The organism is Comamonas sp. JNW (assembly GCF_003105075.1).
GTDB lineage: Bacteria > Pseudomonadota > Gammaproteobacteria > Burkholderiales > Burkholderiaceae_C > Comamonas > Comamonas squillarum.
The window spans coordinates 1-18,931 of record NZ_QETI01000012.1 but is presented as its reverse complement, the minus strand read 5'-3'; the positions used below and the strand labels follow the sequence as shown (position 1 = coordinate 18,931).

Annotated in this window: 19 protein-coding genes and 1 pseudogene; 10 read left to right on the top strand and 10 right to left on the bottom strand. The window is 65.2% G+C overall.

Annotated elements, in window-relative coordinates; genetic code table 11:
• Position 1: 1 nt before the first annotated feature.
• The gene (locus DCO45_RS16710; protein WP_116926876.1) at positions 2-1,447 is read right to left on the bottom strand and encodes a PLP-dependent aminotransferase family protein; all 1,446 of its coding nucleotides are present in this window, start codon (positions 1,445-1,447) and stop codon (positions 2-4) included.
• A 121-nt stretch (positions 1,448-1,568) separates the two neighbouring features.
• Between DCO45_RS16710 and DCO45_RS16705 the strand changes: the two genes are divergently transcribed.
• The 3 genes from DCO45_RS16705 to DCO45_RS16695 are packed head-to-tail and all read left to right on the top strand — an operon-like array spanning position 1,569 to position 3,459.
• A complete protein-coding gene (locus tag DCO45_RS16705; RefSeq protein WP_116926875.1) occupies positions 1,569-2,006 on the top strand; it encodes a carboxymuconolactone decarboxylase family protein in 438 nt (145 codons plus the stop codon).
• Positions 2,007-2,039: 33 nt separating this feature from the next.
• Positions 2,040-2,765: an SDR family oxidoreductase gene (locus DCO45_RS16700; RefSeq protein WP_116926874.1), complete on the top strand. Its 726-nt coding sequence runs from the start codon at positions 2,040-2,042 to the stop codon at positions 2,763-2,765.
• Between the two features lie 58 nt (positions 2,766-2,823).
• Positions 2,824-3,459 carry an NAD(P)H-dependent oxidoreductase gene (locus DCO45_RS16695; RefSeq protein ID WP_116926873.1) on the top strand — a complete coding sequence of 212 codons (636 nt, stop codon included), beginning with the start codon at positions 2,824-2,826 and terminating at the stop codon, positions 3,457-3,459.
• Between the two features lie 408 nt (positions 3,460-3,867).
• Here DCO45_RS16695 and DCO45_RS16690 read toward each other — a convergent pair whose 3' ends face one another.
• Complete coding sequence (locus DCO45_RS16690; protein ID WP_133248186.1) at positions 3,868-4,455, bottom strand: hypothetical protein; 588 nt, start codon at positions 4,453-4,455, stop codon at positions 3,868-3,870.
• A gap of 135 nt (positions 4,456-4,590) precedes the next feature.
• On the bottom strand, positions 4,591-5,307 hold the full coding sequence (lexA, locus tag DCO45_RS16685; RefSeq protein WP_021024923.1) for a transcriptional repressor LexA: 717 nt from the start codon (positions 5,305-5,307) through the stop codon (positions 4,591-4,593).
• A gap of 114 nt (positions 5,308-5,421) precedes the next feature.
• Between lexA and DCO45_RS16680 the strand changes: the two genes are divergently transcribed.
• Positions 5,422-6,441 carry an asparaginase gene (locus DCO45_RS16680; RefSeq protein WP_279324822.1) on the top strand — a complete coding sequence of 340 codons (1,020 nt, stop codon included), beginning with the start codon at positions 5,422-5,424 and terminating at the stop codon, positions 6,439-6,441.
• Between the two features lie 97 nt (positions 6,442-6,538).
• Here DCO45_RS16680 and adk read toward each other — a convergent pair whose 3' ends face one another.
• From adk to DCO45_RS16645, 7 genes are all read right to left on the bottom strand, one after another.
• Positions 6,539-7,195, bottom strand: a complete 657-nt coding sequence (gene adk, locus DCO45_RS16675) for an adenylate kinase (RefSeq protein ID WP_116926871.1) — start codon at positions 7,193-7,195, stop codon at positions 6,539-6,541.
• Between the two features lie 217 nt (positions 7,196-7,412).
• Complete coding sequence (gene kdsB / locus DCO45_RS16670) at positions 7,413-8,207, bottom strand: 3-deoxy-manno-octulosonate cytidylyltransferase (protein WP_116926870.1); 795 nt, start codon at positions 8,205-8,207, stop codon at positions 7,413-7,415.
• 215 nt (positions 8,208-8,422) lie between these two features.
• Positions 8,423-9,019 carry a hypothetical protein gene (locus tag DCO45_RS16665; RefSeq protein WP_133248185.1) on the bottom strand — a complete coding sequence of 199 codons (597 nt, stop codon included), beginning with the start codon at positions 9,017-9,019 and terminating at the stop codon, positions 8,423-8,425.
• 160 nt (positions 9,020-9,179) lie between these two features.
• Complete coding sequence (locus DCO45_RS16660; protein ID WP_027010813.1) at positions 9,180-9,377, bottom strand: Trm112 family protein; 198 nt, start codon at positions 9,375-9,377, stop codon at positions 9,180-9,182.
• Positions 9,378-9,385: 8 nt separating this feature from the next.
• The gene (lpxK, locus tag DCO45_RS16655) at positions 9,386-10,513 is read right to left on the bottom strand and encodes a tetraacyldisaccharide 4'-kinase (RefSeq protein ID WP_116926868.1); all 1,128 of its coding nucleotides are present in this window, start codon (positions 10,511-10,513) and stop codon (positions 9,386-9,388) included.
• Between the two features lie 42 nt (positions 10,514-10,555).
• Entirely contained in the window at positions 10,556-10,972 is a 417-nt protein-coding gene (locus tag DCO45_RS16650) for a biopolymer transporter ExbD (protein ID WP_116926867.1), read from the bottom strand.
• Positions 10,973-10,991: 19 nt separating this feature from the next.
• Positions 10,992-11,612, bottom strand: a complete 621-nt coding sequence (locus DCO45_RS16645) for a MotA/TolQ/ExbB proton channel family protein (RefSeq protein ID WP_021026538.1) — start codon at positions 11,610-11,612, stop codon at positions 10,992-10,994.
• A 614-nt stretch (positions 11,613-12,226) separates the two neighbouring features.
• Between DCO45_RS16645 and xseA the strand changes: the two genes are divergently transcribed.
• The 6 genes and pseudogenes from xseA to DCO45_RS16615 all read left to right on the top strand — a co-directional run.
• Positions 12,227-13,582, top strand: coding sequence for an exodeoxyribonuclease VII large subunit (gene xseA / locus DCO45_RS16640; protein WP_116926866.1), 1,356 nt, complete (start codon positions 12,227-12,229; stop codon positions 13,580-13,582).
• Positions 13,583-13,855: 273 nt separating this feature from the next.
• A complete protein-coding gene (locus DCO45_RS16635; RefSeq protein ID WP_021026539.1) occupies positions 13,856-14,437 on the top strand; it encodes a Fe-Mn family superoxide dismutase in 582 nt (193 codons plus the stop codon).
• A gap of 240 nt (positions 14,438-14,677) precedes the next feature.
• Positions 14,678-16,930 (top strand): TonB-dependent receptor, encoded by a 2,253-nt coding sequence (locus DCO45_RS16630; RefSeq protein WP_116926865.1) that lies wholly within the window; start codon positions 14,678-14,680, stop codon positions 16,928-16,930.
• A gap of 29 nt (positions 16,931-16,959) precedes the next feature.
• Positions 16,960-17,517 (top strand): sigma-70 family RNA polymerase sigma factor, encoded by a 558-nt coding sequence (locus DCO45_RS16625; protein ID WP_243419393.1) that lies wholly within the window; start codon positions 16,960-16,962, stop codon positions 17,515-17,517.
• Positions 17,518-17,527: 10 nt separating this feature from the next.
• A complete protein-coding gene (locus tag DCO45_RS16620) occupies positions 17,528-18,517 on the top strand; it encodes a FecR domain-containing protein (RefSeq protein ID WP_116926864.1) in 990 nt (329 codons plus the stop codon).
• Positions 18,518-18,670: 153 nt separating this feature from the next.
• A pseudogene (locus DCO45_RS16615) lies at positions 18,671-18,931 on the top strand (hypothetical protein); the annotation flags it as partial.

The following is an 18,931-nucleotide window of genomic DNA, read 5'->3' as shown; positions in this document are numbered from 1 at the left end:
GCTAGCCGAAGGCTTGTTGGATCTGGCCCGCCAGCTGTAAGGCCTGCGCCTCGCTGGTGATATTGGCAAAGCCCATCAGCAGGCCTTGGCGAGGGGCTGCGTCTATATACCAGCGCGACAGCGGGTGCGTGGCCAGGCCCTGTACGCGGGCGCGCTGGGCCACCAGGCTGTCGTTGTCGCCGTCCTGGATCTGGCCGAGCAAGTGCAGACCGCCGGGCTGCAAGTCAATGCGCAGGCGATCGCCCAGCACTTGCTGAAAACTGCGCTGTGCGACTGCGCGGCGCTCGGCATACAAGAGCCGCATCTTCTTGAGGTGGCGGGCAAAGTGGCCCTGGGCCATGAAGTCGGCCACGCTGGCCTGCAGCAGATAGGGGCAGCCGGCATTGAGGTTGGAGCTGACGGCCTGAAAGCGGGGCACGACCTCGAGCGGCACCACCGCGTAGGCCAGGCGCAGGCCGGGAAACATCACCTTGCTGAAGGTGCCGGCGTAGATCACGCGGTCCTGCCGGTCCAGGCTTTTGAGCGCGGGCAGGGGCCGGCCCTGGTAGCGGAACTCGCTGTCGTAGTCGTCTTCGATGATCCAGCTGCCCGCCTCGCTCGCCCATTCGAGCAGCGCCATACGCCGGTCAAGTGACAGGGTGACGCCAAGCGGGCTCTGGTGCGAAGGCGTCACCATGGCAAATTTAGCATACGGACTGAGCTGGCGACCCGCATCGACCTGCAGGCCCTGGGCATCGACGGGTACGGGCACGATCTGTACGGCGGCATTTTGCAAAAACGGCCGCGCCAGGATATAGCCCGGGTCCTCAAACCAGAAGGCATCGCCAGGGCTGGCCAGGCTGCGCAGGCTCAGCTCCAGGGTGTTGCGCAGGCCGGTGGTGACGAAGACCTGCTCGGGCACGCAGGTCACGCCGCGCGAGACCGCCAGGTAGGCCGCAATGCGCTGGCGCAGCTCCTCATCGCCTTGCGGGTTGGGGTAGGCGAGGCGGTAGGGCTCGCTGCTGCGCAGGCGGTGGGTGACCAGCCGGTTCCAGACCTTGCGCGGAAAGGCATCGATCGCGGGCAGGCCCAGTTGCAGGGGGCGGGGCTGCAGACCGTCGTGGTCCACGATATCGGCGGCCGGTGGCCGGGCGATGGCTTGCGGCGCCGGGGCCGTGGCAGCCGGGGGCAGGCTCGGTGATATGACCGTGCCTGCCGCGCCGCGGACCTGGAAGTAGCCTTCGTCGGCCAGGATGCGGTAGGCCAGATCGACGGTGCCGCGCGCCAGGTTCAGCTCGGTGGCCAGCGCCCGCGACGCAGGCACCCGGTCGCCGGCGCGCAGATGGCCTTGGGCAATGGCGGTCTTGAAGCGCTGGCAGATCTGCAGGTACATGGGCAGCTTCAGGCTGCGGTCCACCTGCAGTTGCAGCGCATGTAGGGGATCGGTGTGGGCGGGGTCTGAAATCATGGCATCCCTATCTTGGCCTAGTCATTTTTGCATTTCTTGGCTCTTTTGGCTTGGCCAAGACAACTGCATACTGCCTATCAGCAACGGAATTCACCGACGCAACCCAGCCATGGAGATAGCTATGCAAACCCGACTCGACTTCTACACCACCGACCCCGCCATCATGAAGGCCCTGATGGGCGTGGAAAACCAGATTGCCAAGGGCAGCCTGGACATTCTGCTCAAGGAACTGGTGCGCCTGCGCGCCTCGCAGATCAATGGCTGCGCCTTTTGCCTGGACATGCATGTGACCGATGCGGTCAAGGCCGGCGAATCCAGCCGCCGCCTGGCCACCGTGGCCGCCTGGCGTGAGACGCCGTTCTTCAGCGACCGCGAACGCGCTGCGCTGGAGTGGACCGAGGCGCTGACCCTGGTCTCGCACAACCATGTGCCCGATGCCGTCTGGGAGGCCGTGCGCCCCCACTTCACGGATGCCGAGCTGATGGAGCTGACGGCCGTGATCACCTCGATCAACAGCTGGAACCGCTTTGCGATTGCCTTTCGCAAGATGCCGGTTTAAGAAGCTAGCTCCCGGCGTGGCGCAAGACGGCCTATGAAAGTCCTGGTTCTGGGCGGCTGCAAGCTGCTGGGCGCGAAGGTGGTCAGCAATCTGCGGCAGCTGGGCTACCCGGTGGTTGCGGATGTGGACCCCAGGCTGCCAGCTGCTCTGGATGGCGCCCAGGTGCTGATCGATGTGCGTGAGCCACCTGTGATGGAGACGGCCGATGCGCTGGATGGCTGGGCGAGCACATGCCGCCAGTTGAACGCCGCCATCGCCGCTGCAGCAGTAGCGCACCATATTGCGCTGTCGGCCTTGGGGGTGCAGCGCTTGCAGCGCAGCGGCTACTACCAGGCGCTGGCGCTGCGAGAGCAGCTGATCCAGGCGGGCAGCACGCCTTATACGGTACTGCGTGCCGCACCCCTGTACGAAAGTCTGGCACAGCTGGCACAGGGCAGCCCTGCCGGCACCGCGCTGACCATGCCCCTAGCGCGTATGCAGGCGATGGCCGCAGAGGACCTGGCGATGTTGGTGGCCGATGCCGCGCTGGCGCAGCCGTTGGATGGCTGCATGGAGGTGGCCGGGCCCCAGAAGATGGCGATGGCCGACTGGATGCAGCAGTACCTGCGCTTGCGCGGCGACCCGCGGGAAGTGCTGGGCGATGCCCACGCTCTGTATCGGGGGGCGTTGCTGGACGGTGACAGCTTGCTGCCCATGGGACCCGCTCGCCTGGGGCGGACCACGCTGGCGGCCTGGGTCTGCAAATGCAGTGCGGCTTGATGCCCCAGGCATTGGCTGGACACCGGGGTGTGATTATTTTCAAACGATTGGACGACTGATGACCCGTACCTTGCTCTTGAACTGTGGCCCCCATGGCCAGGCCAGCCATGGCTACCAACTGGCGGCCGATATGCTCGCCGAGTTGGGCCTGGCGCAGCAGCCGCTGCGCGAGCGCGACTTGGTGGCCACCCCGATACCGCCGATCAGCCGCGACTATGCGCTGGCGATCACCGCCAATGCGAGCGCGGATGCACCGGCGCTGGCCTGGTCCGAAACGCTGATCAAGGAGTTGGAAGACAGCGATCTGCTGATGATTCTGACCCCCATGCACAACTTTGCGGTGCCGGCCACGCTCAAGCTCTGGCTGGACCATGTGATCCGCATCCACCGCAGCTTTGCATCCACGCCTGAAGGGAAGATCGGCCTGATGAAAGACCGGCCCACCTTGGTGTTGGTGAGCTCGGGCGGCTTCCACACGGGCCCCCGGGCCCGGCAGGAAGATTTTCTGACGCCTTACTTGCGCTATGCGCTGGCCTCCATCGGCATCCGCAATGTGCATTTTGTATTGCTGCAAGGCCTGGTATTTGGCCCCGATGCCGTCGCCGCTGCGGTGGATAGCGCAAGAGATACCTTGCGGGAGCAGCTGGCGCCCTTCAAGCAGCAGGCGCTGGAGGTGGTCGCTGCTGCGCGCTGACAGCACGCGTAGCTGGTGCAAGTGGGCAGCAGGGAGCGATGGCTGACAGCGCGGGGTGCCCAGCGCATGGGCCTTGCACCACCAAGGCCTGGCTTGTGCGGCAGGGGGCTGCTGCTGGCTGGGGCCGTGCTGTACCGTCGTTGCACCTGTCTTGCATGTTGCCCAGACTATCTCAGCGTTGTTCTGGAAACCCTCCGGTAGGCTGTTGCCTGGCTGCTCACCCTTAGCCGGCCGCACCTAGCCGGCCGCACCTAGCCGGCCGCACCTAGCGGCAATCGGGTCTGCCTGCGGCAAGATGCCGCGCCGGGGACGCTGAGCCCCATGCGCAAACCTTCGGCTAGTCTGGCCCTGTTTGCGGCGTTCAACGCATGCTGGGGGCCAGACTTGATCCCCGCCCTGGGCGGCGGCTTAGACCGCGTGCAGATGTTCCAGCCGCTCCAGGCGCTCGAGCTCGGCACAGATATCGGCCATGCTGCCCGACATGGCCCAGCGCATACCTTTTTGGCGGTGCAGGCTGGCCGGTTGGGCCCAGTACATCTTGATGGGCGCATCATTGGCGGCCTGGGCGCTGCAGCGCTGCACCGACAGGAAGGGGCGGGTGTGGGACTGCGCAGCTGCTGAGAGGCGACGGCGCGCAGCGGGTTTGCGCGGCAGGCGGATGCGGTCGATGGGGCGCTGCACTGGTGCACCATCGGCAGGCGAGTCAACGCGGGGCGTGTCCATGCAGGAGGTATCCGCGCCTGACGTATCCACGCTGGACTGAGCTACCGGGCCATCGAGCAAGCTCAGCTGCTGGGCGGCGCCGCGCTGTACAGCGGCAGAGGACGCGGTGGCAAAGCAGTGCACCTGGGCGGCCAGTTGGCCGTCATTGGCGGCGCCATGGCCGGGGCGGCGGCGGTTGCTGCGCACAATGGCACGCTGGATGGACTGGAACCAGGGCAGGCCGGCGACGAGGGAAAAAGGCGCAAGCGCGCGCAATGCATCTGCTACAAGCATAGGAGACTCCTTGGTATACGGGTAACAGCAGGATTGCGCAGGGCGAGCGCATCCCCCAGGGCTGTGGGCCAAGAGCCCACAACGCCCGCTACCTGGGGTTGCGCAGAAAAGGGAGGGCCGAGGGGGCCGCTAGGCCTAGTTCAGCATCGTGTTGCGGATCAGGCCCACGGCAATGCCTTCGATCTCAAAGGGCTCGCCGGGCTGCACGATGATGGGCAGGTAATCCGGGTTTTCGGCCAGCAGTTCAATGCCGTCCTTGGTGCGCTGGAGGCGCTTGACGGTGACATCATCGCCCAGGCGCGCCACGATGATCTGGCCGTTGCGGGCCTCGCGCGTGGCTTTGACGGCCAGCAGATCGCCATCGATGATGCCGACATCGCGCATCGACATGCCGCGCACCTTGAGCAGGTAATCGGGCTGCTGCTGGAACAGGCCGCCCTCCACGGTATAGGTTTGGTCGACATGCTCTTGCGCCAGGATGGGCGAGCCGGCCGAGACGCGGCCAATCAGCGGCAGGGCCAGCTGGGCGAGCTCTTGCACCACACGGCCCAGGCCGGCCGTGGCATTGGACACGCCTGCCAGCGGCGACGAAAAGCGCGTGCCACGTGCGGCGTTGATAGAGCGCACGGTATCGCTTTGCAGGCGAATCCCCCGGGAGGTGCCGCTGACCAGCTCGATCACGCCCTTGCGGGCCAGCGCCTTGAGATGGTCTTCTGCCGAATTGGCCGATTTGAAGCCCAGTTTGCTGGCAATCTCGGCGCGCGTTGGCGGGGCGCCGGTGCGCGAAATGGCGGTCTGGATCAGGTCCAGAATTTCTTGTTGGCGCGCGGTCAGTTTGGGATGGTCTCGCATAAGATCTCCGTGTGATCTGCGGTGCCGGGCAGAAGCAAAGCCACTGTGCATCCCAACACCTGTATATCAATCCAGTACCTGTATTTTTAACCAGTTTTTTGCAGGAGGCAAGCCTTGCAGCCAAAAATTTTGATCATCGGCACCGGCGGCACCATTGCCGGCATGGCTGATGACGCCGAGAAACCCGGCCAATACCGCGCGGCCCAGCTGTCCATCGCGGCCTTGCTGGCGGGCGTGAGCGGTATTGAGACTGCGGCGGCAGGCCCGCTGGATGCGGTGCAGATAGCGCAAATTGATAGCAAGGACATGAATGACGAGGTCTGGCATGCGCTGCTCAAGCGCTGCGATGCGGCCATGCACGATGAGACCGTGCGTGCTGTTGTTATCACCCACGGAACCGATACGCTCGAAGAGACTGCCTGGTTCCTGCATTGCGTTTTAGGGCGCCTGGCCAAGCCCGTGGTGCTGACCTGTGCCATGCGCCCGGCCAATGCCTTGATGCCCGATGGCCCGCAGAACCTGAAGGACGCCGTGGCCGCCGCTGCGGCGTTGGCTGCGGATGGCCAGCCGCTGCTGCGCGAGGTCGTGGCCGTGACGGGCGGCGGCGAGCTGCACAGCGCGCGCTGGCTGCAAAAGGTGCATCCGCACCGTTTGCTGGCCTTTTCATCGGGCGAGCAGGGGCCCCTGGGCTGGGTGGATGGCGTGACCGTGCGCCTGCGCCAGGGCTATGCCTCGCCGGCACCAGGCGCAGCGGATGGCTACACCGGCAGCCAGTGGCTGGCCGCCTTGCCTGCCCCCGCCAGCCAGCCCTGGCCCTGGGTGGAGATCGTGACCAGCCATGCCGGTATGCGCCCCGGGCTGGTGGACGCCCTGCACGCCCAGGGCATCGACGGTCTGGTGGTGGCAACCACCGGCAATGGCACCGTGCATGAGCTGCTTCTGGAGGCGATAGCGCGCGCACGCCAGCAAGGTCTGCCGGTATGGCGCAGCAGCCGCTGCAGCGATGGTGTGATCAGCGATGCGGTGTTGCCTGGAGTGGCCGATTTGGAAAAGGACTTGGCGGTGGCCTTGACGCCCTACAAATGCCGGGTCAGCTTGCAACTGGCGCTGGCGCAGGTCCAAGCCAAGGCCTAAAGCAGCCGCCGCATGCCGGTCTGCTGATGGCATGAGCAGGCATTAAAAAAGCCACTGTCGCAAGACAGTGGCTGTGCGGATAAGTCTGTGCGACTTATCAGGCCTGCAGCGCGGCAATGGCGCGCTGCGTGATCTCTTCGACCGAGCCCATGCCACTGATGGCGCGGTACTTGGGGGCGGCGGCCGGGTCTTGGGCGGCCCAGCTGCTGTAGTAGTCCACCAAGGGGCGGGTCTGGTTGCTGTACACATCCAGGCGCTTCTTGACGGTTTCTTCCTTGTCGTCTTCGCGCTGCACCAGGGGCTCGCCGGTCACATCGTCCAGGCCTTCGGTCTTGGGCGGGTTGAACTTGACGTGGTAGGTACGGCCGGAAGCGGGGTGGCTGCGGCGGCCGCTCATGCGCTCGATGATGGCCTCAAACGGCACATCGATCTCCAGCACATAGTCGAGCTTGACACCGGCGGCCTTCATCGCGTCGGCCTGGGGGATGGTTCGGGGGAAGCCGTCAAACAGGAAGCCATTGGCGCAGTCGGCCTGGGCGATACGTTCCTTGACCAGATTGATGATCAGATCGTCACTGACCAGCTGGCCGGCGTCCATCACGGCCTTGGCTTGCAAGCCCAGCGGCGTGCCAGCCTTGACGGCAGCACGCAGCATGTCGCCGGTGGAAATCTGGGGAATACCGTATTTTTGGCAGATGAAGGCAGCTTGCGTACCTTTGCCGGCGCCGGGTGCTCCCAAAAGAATTAATTTCATGACGGTCCTTGGAGAATAAAAAACTTGCACGGCAAAAGCGGGCACTAAAGCCCGCTTTTACACAAAAAAACTGGGCTTGAGCATATCACGCATCAGGGGATTGTCAGCGAACTGGCACCAATACCGTGTCTCGGCTGCGCGAGACAGGCATGCTGCGCCTTTTAGCTTACGGTGCGCTTGCATCGGAGGCCGTCGCGGTGCAGGGCAGGCACGCGGGTTACATCACCGCGCCCAGCAGCTGGCGCACGCGCACCAGGTCTTCGGGCGTATCGACGCCCGAGCCAGGGATCTGCCGCGTCACATGCACGGCGATGCGGTGGCCATGCCAGATCGCGCGCAGCTGCTCGAGCATCTCGATTTGCTCGGTCGGGGCCTGGCTGAGCGTAGGGAAAGTATGCAAAAACTGGGCGCGGTAGCTGTAGATGCCCATATGGTGCAGCGGCGCAAAACCGGGCGTGCCGGTGGTGCCGGGGTTCTTCCACCAGGCCATATTCACAAAATCACGGCCCCAGGGGATGGGCGCACGGCTGAAATAGCTGGCCAGGCCCTGTGCATCGAGCACCACCTTGACGACATTGGGGCTGAGCAGCGACTCCAGATCAGCAATCGGGTGCGCGACCGTGCCCATGCTGGCCTCGGGCCGGTCGCTGAGCAGCGCCGCGACCGCATCGATCAGCGCCGGCGCGATCAAGGGCTCGTCGCCTTGCACATTGACCACGATGTCATCGCCGCCCAATTGCAGCACATTGCAGGCCTCGGCCAGGCGGTCGCTGCCACTGGGGTGCTTGGGCGAGGTCATCACCGCTTGCACACCATGCTTTTTGCAGGCGTCGATGATGCGCTCGTCATCTGCAGCCACCACCACGCGCTGGGCGGCGCTCTCCTGCGCGCGTTTGGCCACGCGCACCACCATGGGCAGGCCGGCGATATCGACCAGGGGCTTGTTGGGCAGGCGCGAGGAGGCCATGCGCGAAGGAATCAAGACAGTAAACGGCGCGGGTGCGGATGCCATGGTGCTAAAGGAGAGGAGAGTGAAGCCAACTTAAATTGTAGCGAGGAGGGTGGCCCGCGAGGTGCGGCCGGCTAGGTGCGGCCGGCCAGGCGCTGCCAGCGAGGTGTAGCCGACTAGGTGCGGCCGGCCAGGTGCGCCCAGCTAGTCGCCGCCGGCCAGGCCCGACAGCCACAAGCCACCTACCCAGGCAGTCGCCGCTGCTGCGGCGCCCGCGCTCAGGGTGCAGGCTTGACAGGCGTATTGGTCTCGTTGCTGCCAAACAGAATGGCCTCGATGGGGCGCAGTTTCTTGGCGTCGATCACCTCGCGCAGCTTGGGCAGGACGGCGACCAGGCCGTCGTAGCCCTGGGCTTTTTCCAGTTGCAGCTGCAGCCGAAAGCCTTTGAGCCCCAGGCCGCTGACCAATTGGCTGGCAGCGGCATAGGCCTTGATATAGCGCTCGCTGGGGTTGCTGATGGCAGCAGTTGCATTGCTGGCTGCGGTCTGCGCGGCAACTGGGGCGGCTGCAGCAGCGGGTGGCGGCGTGGTCGCAGGGTCGGTCAGGTTGTCAATGATGGCACTGGCGCTGGCGGGCAATTGGCCTGCGTCGCTGGGGCGCAAAAGCTCCAGCAGGCCTTGCTGCAGCAGCTGCTTGATGTCTTCGAGCACCTGCAACTGCCCGCCCGCCGAGGGCGCCAGCGCCATCACCTGTTCAATGCTTTTTTGCCCATCAAACATGATGAAGGCCGGTCGCATGCGGTGCGGCAACGAGGGATCGCGGGCGCGCAGCGCCTCCATGCCTTTGTCGGTTTTCTTGAGAATCAGGGTATGCATGGCAATGTGCTGAAAAAATGGATGCAATCCACAAGGCCTGCCCGGAGGCGCTGTGCCTAAAATTTCAGCAAATTGTGTCTTTTTTTTACAAAACCGCTATTGGGGTTTGCCTGTGCGGACGGCCATGCCGGCCCCGGTGGGGCCGCAACTTCATCAAACCTTAATCTGCCGCAGCTAAAGCGTCGATTTCTTCGTCGCTGAGCGGGCGCGCTTCGCCTTCGAGCATGATGGGCATGCCATCGCGCACCGGGTAGGCCAGGCGCGCGCTGCGCGAGACCAGTTCCTGGCGCTCGCGGTCATAGCGCAGGGGGCCTTTGGTGACGGGGCAAACCAGCAGTTCGAGCAGTTTCGGGTCCATAGCAGCAATCAGTCTTTCTTAACAGGGGGCGATGCGGGCTGGTGCTGGCGCAGCAGTGCATCGGCATGCTGGCCAAAGGCCGGGTCGATGGCGACCTCCAGCGGCACAGCCAGTGCATGGGGGGCAATGCGCCAGAGCTTGTGCGCATCCTTTTCGGTGCACAGCAGCACGGGTGCATCGGGTGCGCCTATTGTAGGTGCGCTGGTCGCGGCGATTCCGAGGCTTGCCAGCCAGGCCGGGTCGTCCAGCGGGGCATGGTCGGGCAGTGCATCGCTGCGGGCCAGCTGCAGGCCCTGGGCTTGCAGCATCGCAAAAAACTCCTGCGGATAGGCAATGGCGGCCAGCGCATGCACTGGTCGGCCGCGCAGATCGGCAAGCGCATGGTGGCGGCCATCCTGGCCAACGGCATAGCAGGCCAGGCTGCGCTGCAGCGGCCAGGCCGCTGCACCAGTGGCTGCCAGCTGCTGGGGCGCTGGGCCGGCGTAGAGCGCAATGTCCAGCCGCCTGGGCCAGGGCTCGCGCAGTGGCCCGGCCGGCAGTTGCCAGCCATTGCCAATGCCTTGGGCGTTGAAGACGGCAATCTCCACATCGCGGGCCAGTGCCAGGTGCTGCAGGCCATCGTCGCAGACCAGCACATCTACATCGGGGTGCGCCTGCAGGGCCGCATGGGCGGCCGTGGCCCGCAGCGCAGCCACATACACCGGCACGCCACTGCGCTGGGCGATCAGCAAGGGCTCATCGCCCACCAGGCGCGGGTTGCTGCCGGGGGTGACGGCTATCGCGTTGGGATTTTTGCTGTTGTCGCGCCCATAGCCGCGCGAGATAACCGCTGGCCGCCAGCCCTGGGCCTGCAAGGCCTGCACCAGGTGCAGGGTCACAGGCGTCTTGCCCGCGCCCCCGGCGATCACATTGCCCACCACCACCACGGGCACCGGCGCGCGGTAGGCCTTGCACAGACCGGTGCGGTAGAGGGCGCGGCGCAGCCCGCCCAGCGCCGCATAGCACCAGGACAGCGGCAGCAGCGCGATGGCCAGCAGGCCTTTGCGCTGCCAGGCATCGGTGATGCGTGCCGAGCGGGGGCGCGTGGCACTGGGGGGCGCGGCAGGCGTGGATGGAGGGGGAGGCGGGACGGTCATGCAGGCTGCATGCTAGCACTGCCCAGGCGCAGTGCCTGGGGTTTAGCGTGCCGCCGTCTGGGTGGCAAAGGTGATCTGCTGCAGGCCAACGCGGCGGGCGGCTTCCATCACCGAGACCACCGACTGGTGCGGCGCCAGCGCATCGGCGCTGATGATGATCACGCTGTCCTTGCCAGCGGTGGCGGCATTGCGCAGTGCTTCGGCCATATCGGCCACGGTCTTGCCTTCCAGCGCGACCTTGCCCACGGCATAGCGCCCATCGGAAGCGACGGAGACGATGATCTCTTTGGGCCGGTCGCGCAATTGCTCGGCATTGGCGGTCGGCAAGGTCAGCTGCAGCTCGGTGAATTTGCTGTAGGTGGTCGAGAGCATCAGGAAGATGAGCACGACCAGCAGCACATCAATGAACGGGATCAGGTTGATCTCGGGCTCTGTCGTGGTGCGGGGGCGAAAGTTCATGCTGGCTCCTGCCCGGCGATCAGCTGCGGCGCAGCTTGTTCAGGTGGCGCAGAAACTGCTCGGCTGACAGCTCCAGGGTGAGCAGATAGCCATCGACCCGGCTGCGGAAGTAGCGCCAGAAAATGAGGGCCGGGATGGCCACCATCAGGCCAAAAGCGGTGTTGTACAGCGCAATCGAGATACCGTGGGCCAGCATGCTGGGGTTGTTGCCGCCACCGCTTTGCGAGCCGAAGATCTCGATCATGCCGATCACCGTGCCCAAGAGGCCCAGCAATGGCGCGGCCGATGCGATGGTGGCGAGGGCGGTGAGGTACTTTTCGAGCTTTTGGGCTTCGCGGCGGCCGGTGCTCTCCAGCGTGGCGCGCAGGTCGGCCTCCGAGATGCGGGGCTCCAAGGTGATGGTGCGCAGTCCGCTGGCCAGCACCTCGCCCAGCGACGAGTTCTGGCCGAGCTGGTTCACCACTTCGGCGCTGGGCACCCCATTGGCTGAGACGGACATGGCTTCCTGCAGCAGGTTGGCTGGGGCGACTTTGTCCGCTTTCAAAGCCACAAAGCGCTCAACGATCAATGCCAGGGCCAGGATGGAGCAGGCAATCAAGGGCCAGATGGGCCAGCCTGCTGCTTGGATGATGGAAAACAAGATTCTCTCTCCGCTCTTTCTTTTTTCAGCGGCCATTATGGCCCAAGGCCACTGCCGGTCCGCCTAAAATCGGCGCTGGCGCTGCGTCCAACCCACAGTCCCAGAATGCCGGAAAGGCCCAGTCATCCACAAAAAATGTGGATAACTTTGTGGGTAATGTGTCATCAGCCGGAAAAATTGCCCAATTTACGGGGTTTTTCTTAGATTGCTTAAAAAATAAGCTGATAAAAATATTGAAAAATCAAAAGCTTGTACGTAGGTTCAATATTTTGTGCTACAGAGTATGACGTATGCATGACGCTGTCACAGAGCCGCTTTCTTGTGGACTACTGCGTGTTGGAGGTGTGGGAAAAGCCGGCTTTTGAGCCTTCCCTGGCCTCTATGTCGTTGCTGTGACGGGAAAAAATGCCGCTGCCAGTGGTTGCGTTGGCAGCTAATTGGCAGCCCCTTCGATAGCGGAATGGCAGCACCTGACGGTGGATGGCCAGCCCGCTGGATCCCTGGCGCAAGTACCAGCCGCTACCATGTCTGCTGCATGCCGCGTTGCGGCGCAACCAACACTCACCTCTCCTGATTTCTGCCGAGCCGAGCCTGCCGCCAAGCCGGCCATTTTTATGGACACCACACACTACCCGCCCACTGCCGCTGCCAACGCCGCCCCCAGCCCCCGCATCTGGGAGGTGGGCGCGCTGTGCCGGGCGGTGGCCGATGCGCTGGCGGCGCGCTTCAACCCGGTGGAGGTGCGCGGGGAGCTCAGCGGTTTTTCGCGCGCGGCCAGCGGCCACTGCTACTTCAACCTCAAGGATGCCAACGGCCAGGTGCGCTGCGCGATGTTTCGCCGCTCCGCGCAGGCGCTGGACTTCAACCCGCGCGACGGCGAGCTGGTCGAGGTGGTGGGAAAGCTGGGGGTGTATGAGCAGCGCGGCGATCTCCAGCTGATTGTGGAAGGCATGCGCCGTGCCGGGCAGGGGGCGTTGTTCGAGCAGTTCCTGCGCCTCAAGGCGCAACTGGAGTCCGAGGGCCTGTTTGACAGCGAGCGCAAGCGGCAACTGCCGCTGATGCCGCGCGGCATCGGCATCGTCACCTCGCTGGGCGCGGCGGCGCTGCACGATGTGGTGACCGCTTTGCGCCGCCGCGTGCCGCAGCTGCCGGTGGTGCTGGTGCCAGCGCTGGTGCAGGGCGCGCAGGCGGCGCCATCGATGGTGGCGGCGCTGCAAAAGCTCTACCGCCTGGCCGAGGCCCAGATCGCCTATGACGCCCGCCTGAGTATTGACGCGCCGGCGGTGCCCATCGACACCATCTTGCTGGTGCGCGGCGGTGGCTCGCTGGAGGACCTCTGGGCCTTCAACGACGAGCAACTGGCCCGCACCGTAGTGCAAAGCCCGGTGCCGCTGGTGAGTGGCGTGGGGCATGAGACCGACTTCACGATCGCCGATTTCTGCGCCGATCTGCGCGCGCCCACGCCCACGGCCGCTGCCGAGCTGGTCTGCCAGCCGCGCGATGTCTGGCTGGGCGCGCTGCAACTGGCGGAGCAGCGCCTGGTCGATGGTGTCGAGCGCCATCTGGACCGCCAGCAGCAGCGCCTGGACATGGCGGCGCGCCAGATCGGCAGGCCGTCATCCTTGGTGCACGGCCAGCAGCAGATGCTGGACCGGCTTGGCCGCCGCCTGCAAAGCGCTGCACAAAGCCAGTTGCATGGCCAGGACAAGCGCGTGCAGCACCTGGCCAGCGTATTCCCCTCTGGCGCGGCGCGCCATCTGGAGCGCAGTGAGCAGCGCCTGGCGCAATTGCATGCGCGGCTGGAGCTGCTCAACCCGCGCCAGGTGCTGTCGCGGGGCTATGCCTTGCTGACCGACATGCAAGGCCAGGTAGTGAGTTCGGTAACGCAGGCGACACCGGGCAAGGCCCTGCATGCCGAGCTGGCCGATGGCAGTGTCGATGTGGTGGCGACCCAGCGCTTGCTGGTCTAGCGCTGCGCCAAGGTGCCACTGCGCAGGCCTGGGGGCGGACGCGCGCTTGCGCCACTGCGGCTGCCAGGCCGCGTGATGGCAATTGGCGGCGCTTTCTGACGCCGTGCTGCCTGGCTTGCATGCTATCGTCGTCATAGTAAATGGGCTGAACCCGTATTCATCAACGGGTCGATTTTCCTTTTTACAATCGACGACTGAGGCTGCGGGCTGGCCGGTGTTTGCCAACACCGCCTGGCCCGGCTTTGAAACCATACCAACCACGAGGAAACCACGATGGAACGCACTCTGCCACCACTGCCCTATGCGATTGATGCCCTGGCCCCTGCCTACAGCCAGGAAACGCTGGAATACCACCACGGCAAGCACCACAAGGCCTACGTGGACAAGCTCAACGAGCTGCAAAAGGGCACCGAGTTCGAGAACCTGGAGCTGGAAGCCGTGATCAAGAAGGCGACCGGTGGTATCTACAACCAGGCCGCTCAAATCTGGAACCACACCTTCTTCTGGAACTGCATGACCCCCGGCGGCGGCGCTGAGCCAAGCGGCGCGCTGGCCGATGCCATCAACAAGAAGTGGGGCAGCTACGCCGAGTTCAAGAAGGCGTTCCAGGCCTCGGCCGTGGGCAACTTCGGCTCGGGCTGGACCTGGCTGGTCAAGAAGCCCGATGGCTCGGTGGACATCGTCAATACCGGCGCTGCTGGCACCCCGCTGACCACTGACGACAAGGCACTGCTGACCGTCGACGTGTGGGAACATGCTTACTACATCGACTACCGCAATGCCCGTCCGAAGTTTGTTGAAACCTTCTTCGACAAGCTGGTGAACTGGAAGTTTGCGGAAAGCAATTTCGCCTGATAGCGGCTGCCCTGCGTGATCGCCGGGTACACCTGATCAGAAAAAAGGCCGGATGGTGCGCTGCACCGTATCCGGCCTTTTGCTTTTTGGGGGCGGGGCGGTGCAGCAGCGCCCGTGCCCAGTCTGTCAGCTACAGGCAACACTTCCCTCTGACAAAGCCCCTGATTTGCGCCAGTTTGCCAGGGCGCTCAGATGCATGATTGATAATCAGTCTCATTTGCTTCTTGGCTGCTTGTCTGTATGTTTTTTGCTTCCCGTTTTGCGCTCCACCCGGTGGCTGGCGCAGTCGCTCTGCTGGTGTCTTTTGCTGGCGCCCCCGCTTTGGCCCAAACCCAGGAGGGCGCTGCTGACACCGCTCCCACCACCGCTGCGGCAGCTCAACCTGCCAGCGAAGACAGCGTCTTGCCGACCGTGACCGTCAACGCCAGTGCCGACGCATCGGCGCAGGGCCTGTCCAAGGCCTATGCTGGCGGCCAGGTGGCGCGCGGCGGCCGCGTGGGCATTCTGGGCACCGAAGACATCATGAACACGCCGTTCTCGACGACGGCCTACACCCAGGATCTGATCCGCGACCAGCAGGCCCGCAGCGTGGGCGATGTGCTGCAAAACGATGCCTCGGTGCGGGTCTCGCGCGGTTTTGGCAACTTCCAGGAATCGTATTTTGTGCGCGGCTTTGTGCTGGGCTCGGACAGCATTGCCTACAACGGCCTCTACGGCCTGCTGCCGCGACAGTATGTGTCGGCCGAGCTGTTTGAGCGCGTAGAGCTGCTGCGCGGCGCCAGCGGCTTTTTGAATGGGGCATCGCCCGCCGGTGACAGCATTGGCGGCGCCCTGAACCTGCTGCCCAAGCGTGCATCGAACGAGCCGCTGACACGGGTCAGCGTGGGCGGCTCCAGCGGCGCGCAAGGCTATGCCGCGGCTGATATCAGCCGCCGCTTTGGTCCCGACCAGGCCACCGGCCTGCGCCTCAACGTGGCCAAGCGCAAGGGCGATACCACGATCGACGACGAAGGCGTCGACCTGAGTGTGGTGTCCTTGGGGATGGACTGGCGCTCCAGCAATCTGCGCCTGTCGGCCGATGTGGGCTACCAAAGCCACAAGCTGACCACGCCACGCCCCAATGTGACCCTGGGCGCCGCGGTGACCCAGGTGCCAAGCGCCCCGGACAACAGCCGCAACTTTGCCCAGCCCTGGACCTATTCGAACGAGCGCGACAGCTTTGGCTCGGTGCGCGCCGAGTACGACATCAACAGCCGGCTCACCGCCTGGGTGGCCGGTGGTGCACGCTTTGGCCGCGAGCGCAATTCGCTCGCCAGCCTGACCCTGAACAATGGCAGCACCGGCAGCGGCACCCAAGGGCGCTTTGACAATACCCGCGCCGATGACATCTTTACCGGCGAAGTGGGCCTGCGCGGCAAGCTGACCACCGGCAGCATTGGCCACAGCATCGTGCTGGCGGCCTCGGCTTTCTCGGACAAGCGCAAGAACGCCTTCTACTCGCAGCCGGCCGCCAGCGCGCTGGCCACCAATCTGTACAACCCCGTCTATGGCGCGGCACCGCCCTTGGGCACCAGCTCGAACGACCTGGATGACCCGGCCGTGCAGGCCCGCATCAAGCTGTCGAGCCTGGCCTTGTCGGACACCCTGTCGATGTTCGACGAGCGCCTGCTGCTCACCCTGGGCGTGCGCCACCAGACCATCGAGACGCAGACCTTTGCCTATAACACCGGCATTGCAGCGCCCAAGGTGGACAAGAGCCGCACCAGCCCGATGGCGGCCGTCGTCTTCAAGCCGGCCGAGCGGGTATCGCTCTACGCCAACTACATCGAAGGCCTGACCCCGGGCGAGATTGCACCGGCGCTGTCGTCGGGCTTGCCGGTGGCCAATGCCGGCGCGGCGCTGGCACCCTATGTCTCCAAGCAAAAGGAAGTGGGCTTGAAGTGGGATGGTGGCGATATTGGCGCGGGCCTGGCCTGGTTCACCACCGACAAGCCGCGTGTGTTCCGCAATTCCATCTCGGGCGTCTACGGCCCTGAAGGCATGGACCGCCACCGTGGCCTGGAGCTCAATGTGTTTGGCCAGGTCACACGCGGCCTGCGCGTGCTGGGTGGCGTCACCTGGCTCGATGCCAAGCAGCTGGCCGATGGCAACAACCCCAATGCCGGCAAGCGCGTGATTGGCGTGCCCCGCCAGCAGGGCAATCTGGGGCTGGAGTGGGATGTGCCCGGCGTGCGGGGCCTGAGCCTGGATGGCCGCGCCGTGGCCACCGGCAGCAGCTATGCCAATGCGACCAATACCTTGCAGGTGGCAGGCTGGACTCGGTTTGACCTGGGTGCGCGCTACCTGACCGAAATCGATGGCCGCCTGGTGACCCTGCGCGCCCGCGTGGAGAACGCGGCCAACCGCAACTACTGGGCCTCGGTGGGTTCGACCGGCTACTTGGTGCTGTCCAACCCGCGCACCTTCACGGTCAGCGCCAGTGTGGACTTCTAAGCGCTGACAGCCGGACTGCGGTTTGCCCCATGACTGCGACCAGCCCCTTGCCCCTGCAGCCCGTCCCCATGCTGCCCGATATTGCCGCGCTCTATGTGGAGCACCATGGCTGGCTGCAAGGGTGGCTGCGCCGCAGGCTCGGTGATGCACACCAGACAGCAGACCTGGCGCAAGACACCTTTGTGCGGCTGCTGAGCCCGGCTGCCAGCCATGGCGATGCCAGCGCGGCCGCGCCGCCGGCCGCTGCGCTGCGCGCCCCGCGTGCCTACCTGGCCACGGTGGCCAAGCATGTGCTGGTCAACCACCTGCGCCGCCAGTCGCTGGAGCAGGCCTATCTGCAGGCGCTGGCTGTGTTGCCCGAGCCCGAGGCTATCTCGCCCGAGCGGCAACTGGTCATTCTGCAGGCTTTGCAGGAGGTCGATGCGATGCTCGATGCACTGCCGGCCAAGGTAAGGGCGGTGTTCATCCTCTCGCAGATTGACGGCCTGACCTATGCCGAGATTGCCCAGGTACTGGGCGTGGGCCTGCGCTCGGTCAAGCGCTATATGGCCCAGGCCATGGCCGAATGCATTTTGCTGGCGGACTGAGGTGCCCGCCATGAGTGCCTGGAATCCGCCGCCCGTGGCCGCGCCCCTCATCACCCGCGAGGTGGCGATGCAGGCGGCCGAATGGTTTGTGCGCCTGCAAGAGGAGGCCGGCAGCGCCGGTGCCCAAGCGGAGCTGGCGCGCTGGCGGTCGCAATCGCCTGCGCATGAGCGTGCCTGGCAACGGGCGATGGCCGTCAGTCTGCAGGCGGGCTCCATTCCGGCATCGCTGGGCGCGCCCGCGCTGTCTCGGCCCCAGCGTCGTGCCACGCGCCGCGATACCGTGCGCGCGCTGGCGGTGCTGATCACGGCAGTGCCAGCGGGCTGGCTGGCCTGGCGCATGGCGCCGGTGCAGCAGTGGACGTCCAGCCATGCCACGACCACTGGCGAATGGCGCAGCTGGACGCTGGCCGATGGCAGCCGCATGGTGCTGGACACTGCCAGCGCGGCCAATGTGCAGTTCGACGCGCTGCAGCGCCGCATCCATCTGCGCGCTGGCGCGCTCTATGTGGAGACAGCGCCCGATCCGCAGGCCAGCGCAAGGGCTTTTTTGGTGACCACCGAGCAGGGCGAGATACGCGCACTGGGCACACGCTTTAGTGTGCGCTGCGGTGATGGCTACAGCGATGTGGCCGTGCAGCAGGATGCCGTGGAGGTACGCCCACGCGGCGGCGCAGCAGCACTGCGCTTGCAGGCCGGCCAGCAACTGCGCTTTAGCGACAGCGAGGCAGGGCAGCCACAGCTTGCCCAGGCCGGGGCCAGCCAGTGGACGCAAGGTGTGCTGGTGGCCGACAACATGCGCCTGGATGCCTTTTTGGCCGAGCTGGGCCGCTACCGCAAAGGTTGGCTGCGTTGCGACCCGCAGGTGGCGGCGCTGCGCATCTCGGGCGCGTTCCAGCTAGCCGATACCGACGCGGTGCTGGCCAACCTGGCCCATCTGCTGCCGGTGCAGATCAGCGCCCGAACCCCTTACTGGGTCACGGTGCTGCCCTTGCGGCACTGAGCTTTTAAAGAATTTTCTGCCAAGTTGGCCCCTTTGGGCGCGGTCGGCTGTCCTGCATAGAGATAGCGAATTGATCTGTACCGACCCCAAGCAGGAAGCCTTATGCCAACCGTTTTTCATCGTCCCCAAACCACCCCCGCGGGAGCGCTGCCCATGCCATCTACGGTGGCCCGCGCGGTGCAAGCCGCCGTCATCACCATGGGTGTCAGCGCCATGATGGGGCTGGCCGTGCCGGCCCAAGCCCAAACCGCCGCCGAGCAGGCCCCTGCAGCGGCGGGCGCGGCGCAACCGCTGCAGGTGCCGGCCGGGCCACTGCCAGCGGCGCTGGTGGCCTTTGCATCGCAAACCGGTGTCAGCGTCAGCGGCCCGCCCGAGCTGGTGAGCGCCGCGCAATCGCCCGGCGTGCGCGGGCAG

Coding starts and splice junctions, on each gene's coding strand:
- lpxK (WP_116926868.1), bottom strand. CDS start 10,513: ATGACCGTCCCGCCTCCCCCTCCATCCACGCCTGCCGCGCCCCCCAGT.
- DCO45_RS16665 (WP_133248185.1), bottom strand. CDS start 9,019: ATGCATACCCTGATTCTCAAGAAAACCGACAAAGGCATGGAGGCGCTG.
- DCO45_RS16630 (WP_116926865.1), top strand. CDS start 14,678: ATGTTTTTTGCTTCCCGTTTTGCGCTCCACCCGGTGGCTGGCGCAGTC.
- DCO45_RS16695 (WP_116926873.1), top strand. CDS start 2,824: ATGACCCGTACCTTGCTCTTGAACTGTGGCCCCCATGGCCAGGCCAGC.
- xseA (WP_116926866.1), top strand. CDS start 12,227: ATGGACACCACACACTACCCGCCCACTGCCGCTGCCAACGCCGCCCCC.
- DCO45_RS16650 (WP_116926867.1), bottom strand. CDS start 10,972: ATGAACTTTCGCCCCCGCACCACGACAGAGCCCGAGATCAACCTGATC.
- adk (WP_116926871.1), bottom strand. CDS start 7,195: ATGAAATTAATTCTTTTGGGAGCACCCGGCGCCGGCAAAGGTACGCAA.
- DCO45_RS16625 (WP_243419393.1), top strand. CDS start 16,960: ATGACTGCGACCAGCCCCTTGCCCCTGCAGCCCGTCCCCATGCTGCCC.
- DCO45_RS16635 (WP_021026539.1), top strand. CDS start 13,856: ATGGAACGCACTCTGCCACCACTGCCCTATGCGATTGATGCCCTGGCC.
- DCO45_RS16700 (WP_116926874.1), top strand. CDS start 2,040: ATGAAAGTCCTGGTTCTGGGCGGCTGCAAGCTGCTGGGCGCGAAGGTG.
- DCO45_RS16660 (WP_027010813.1), bottom strand. CDS start 9,377: ATGGACCCGAAACTGCTCGAACTGCTGGTTTGCCCCGTCACCAAAGGC.
- DCO45_RS16710 (WP_116926876.1), bottom strand. CDS start 1,447: ATGATTTCAGACCCCGCCCACACCGATCCCCTACATGCGCTGCAACTG.
- DCO45_RS16620 (WP_116926864.1), top strand. CDS start 17,528: ATGAGTGCCTGGAATCCGCCGCCCGTGGCCGCGCCCCTCATCACCCGC.
- DCO45_RS16690 (WP_133248186.1), bottom strand. CDS start 4,455: ATGCTTGTAGCAGATGCATTGCGCGCGCTTGCGCCTTTTTCCCTCGTC.
- lexA (WP_021024923.1), bottom strand. CDS start 5,307: ATGCGAGACCATCCCAAACTGACCGCGCGCCAACAAGAAATTCTGGAC.
- DCO45_RS16705 (WP_116926875.1), top strand. CDS start 1,569: ATGCAAACCCGACTCGACTTCTACACCACCGACCCCGCCATCATGAAG.
- kdsB (WP_116926870.1), bottom strand. CDS start 8,207: ATGGCATCCGCACCCGCGCCGTTTACTGTCTTGATTCCTTCGCGCATG.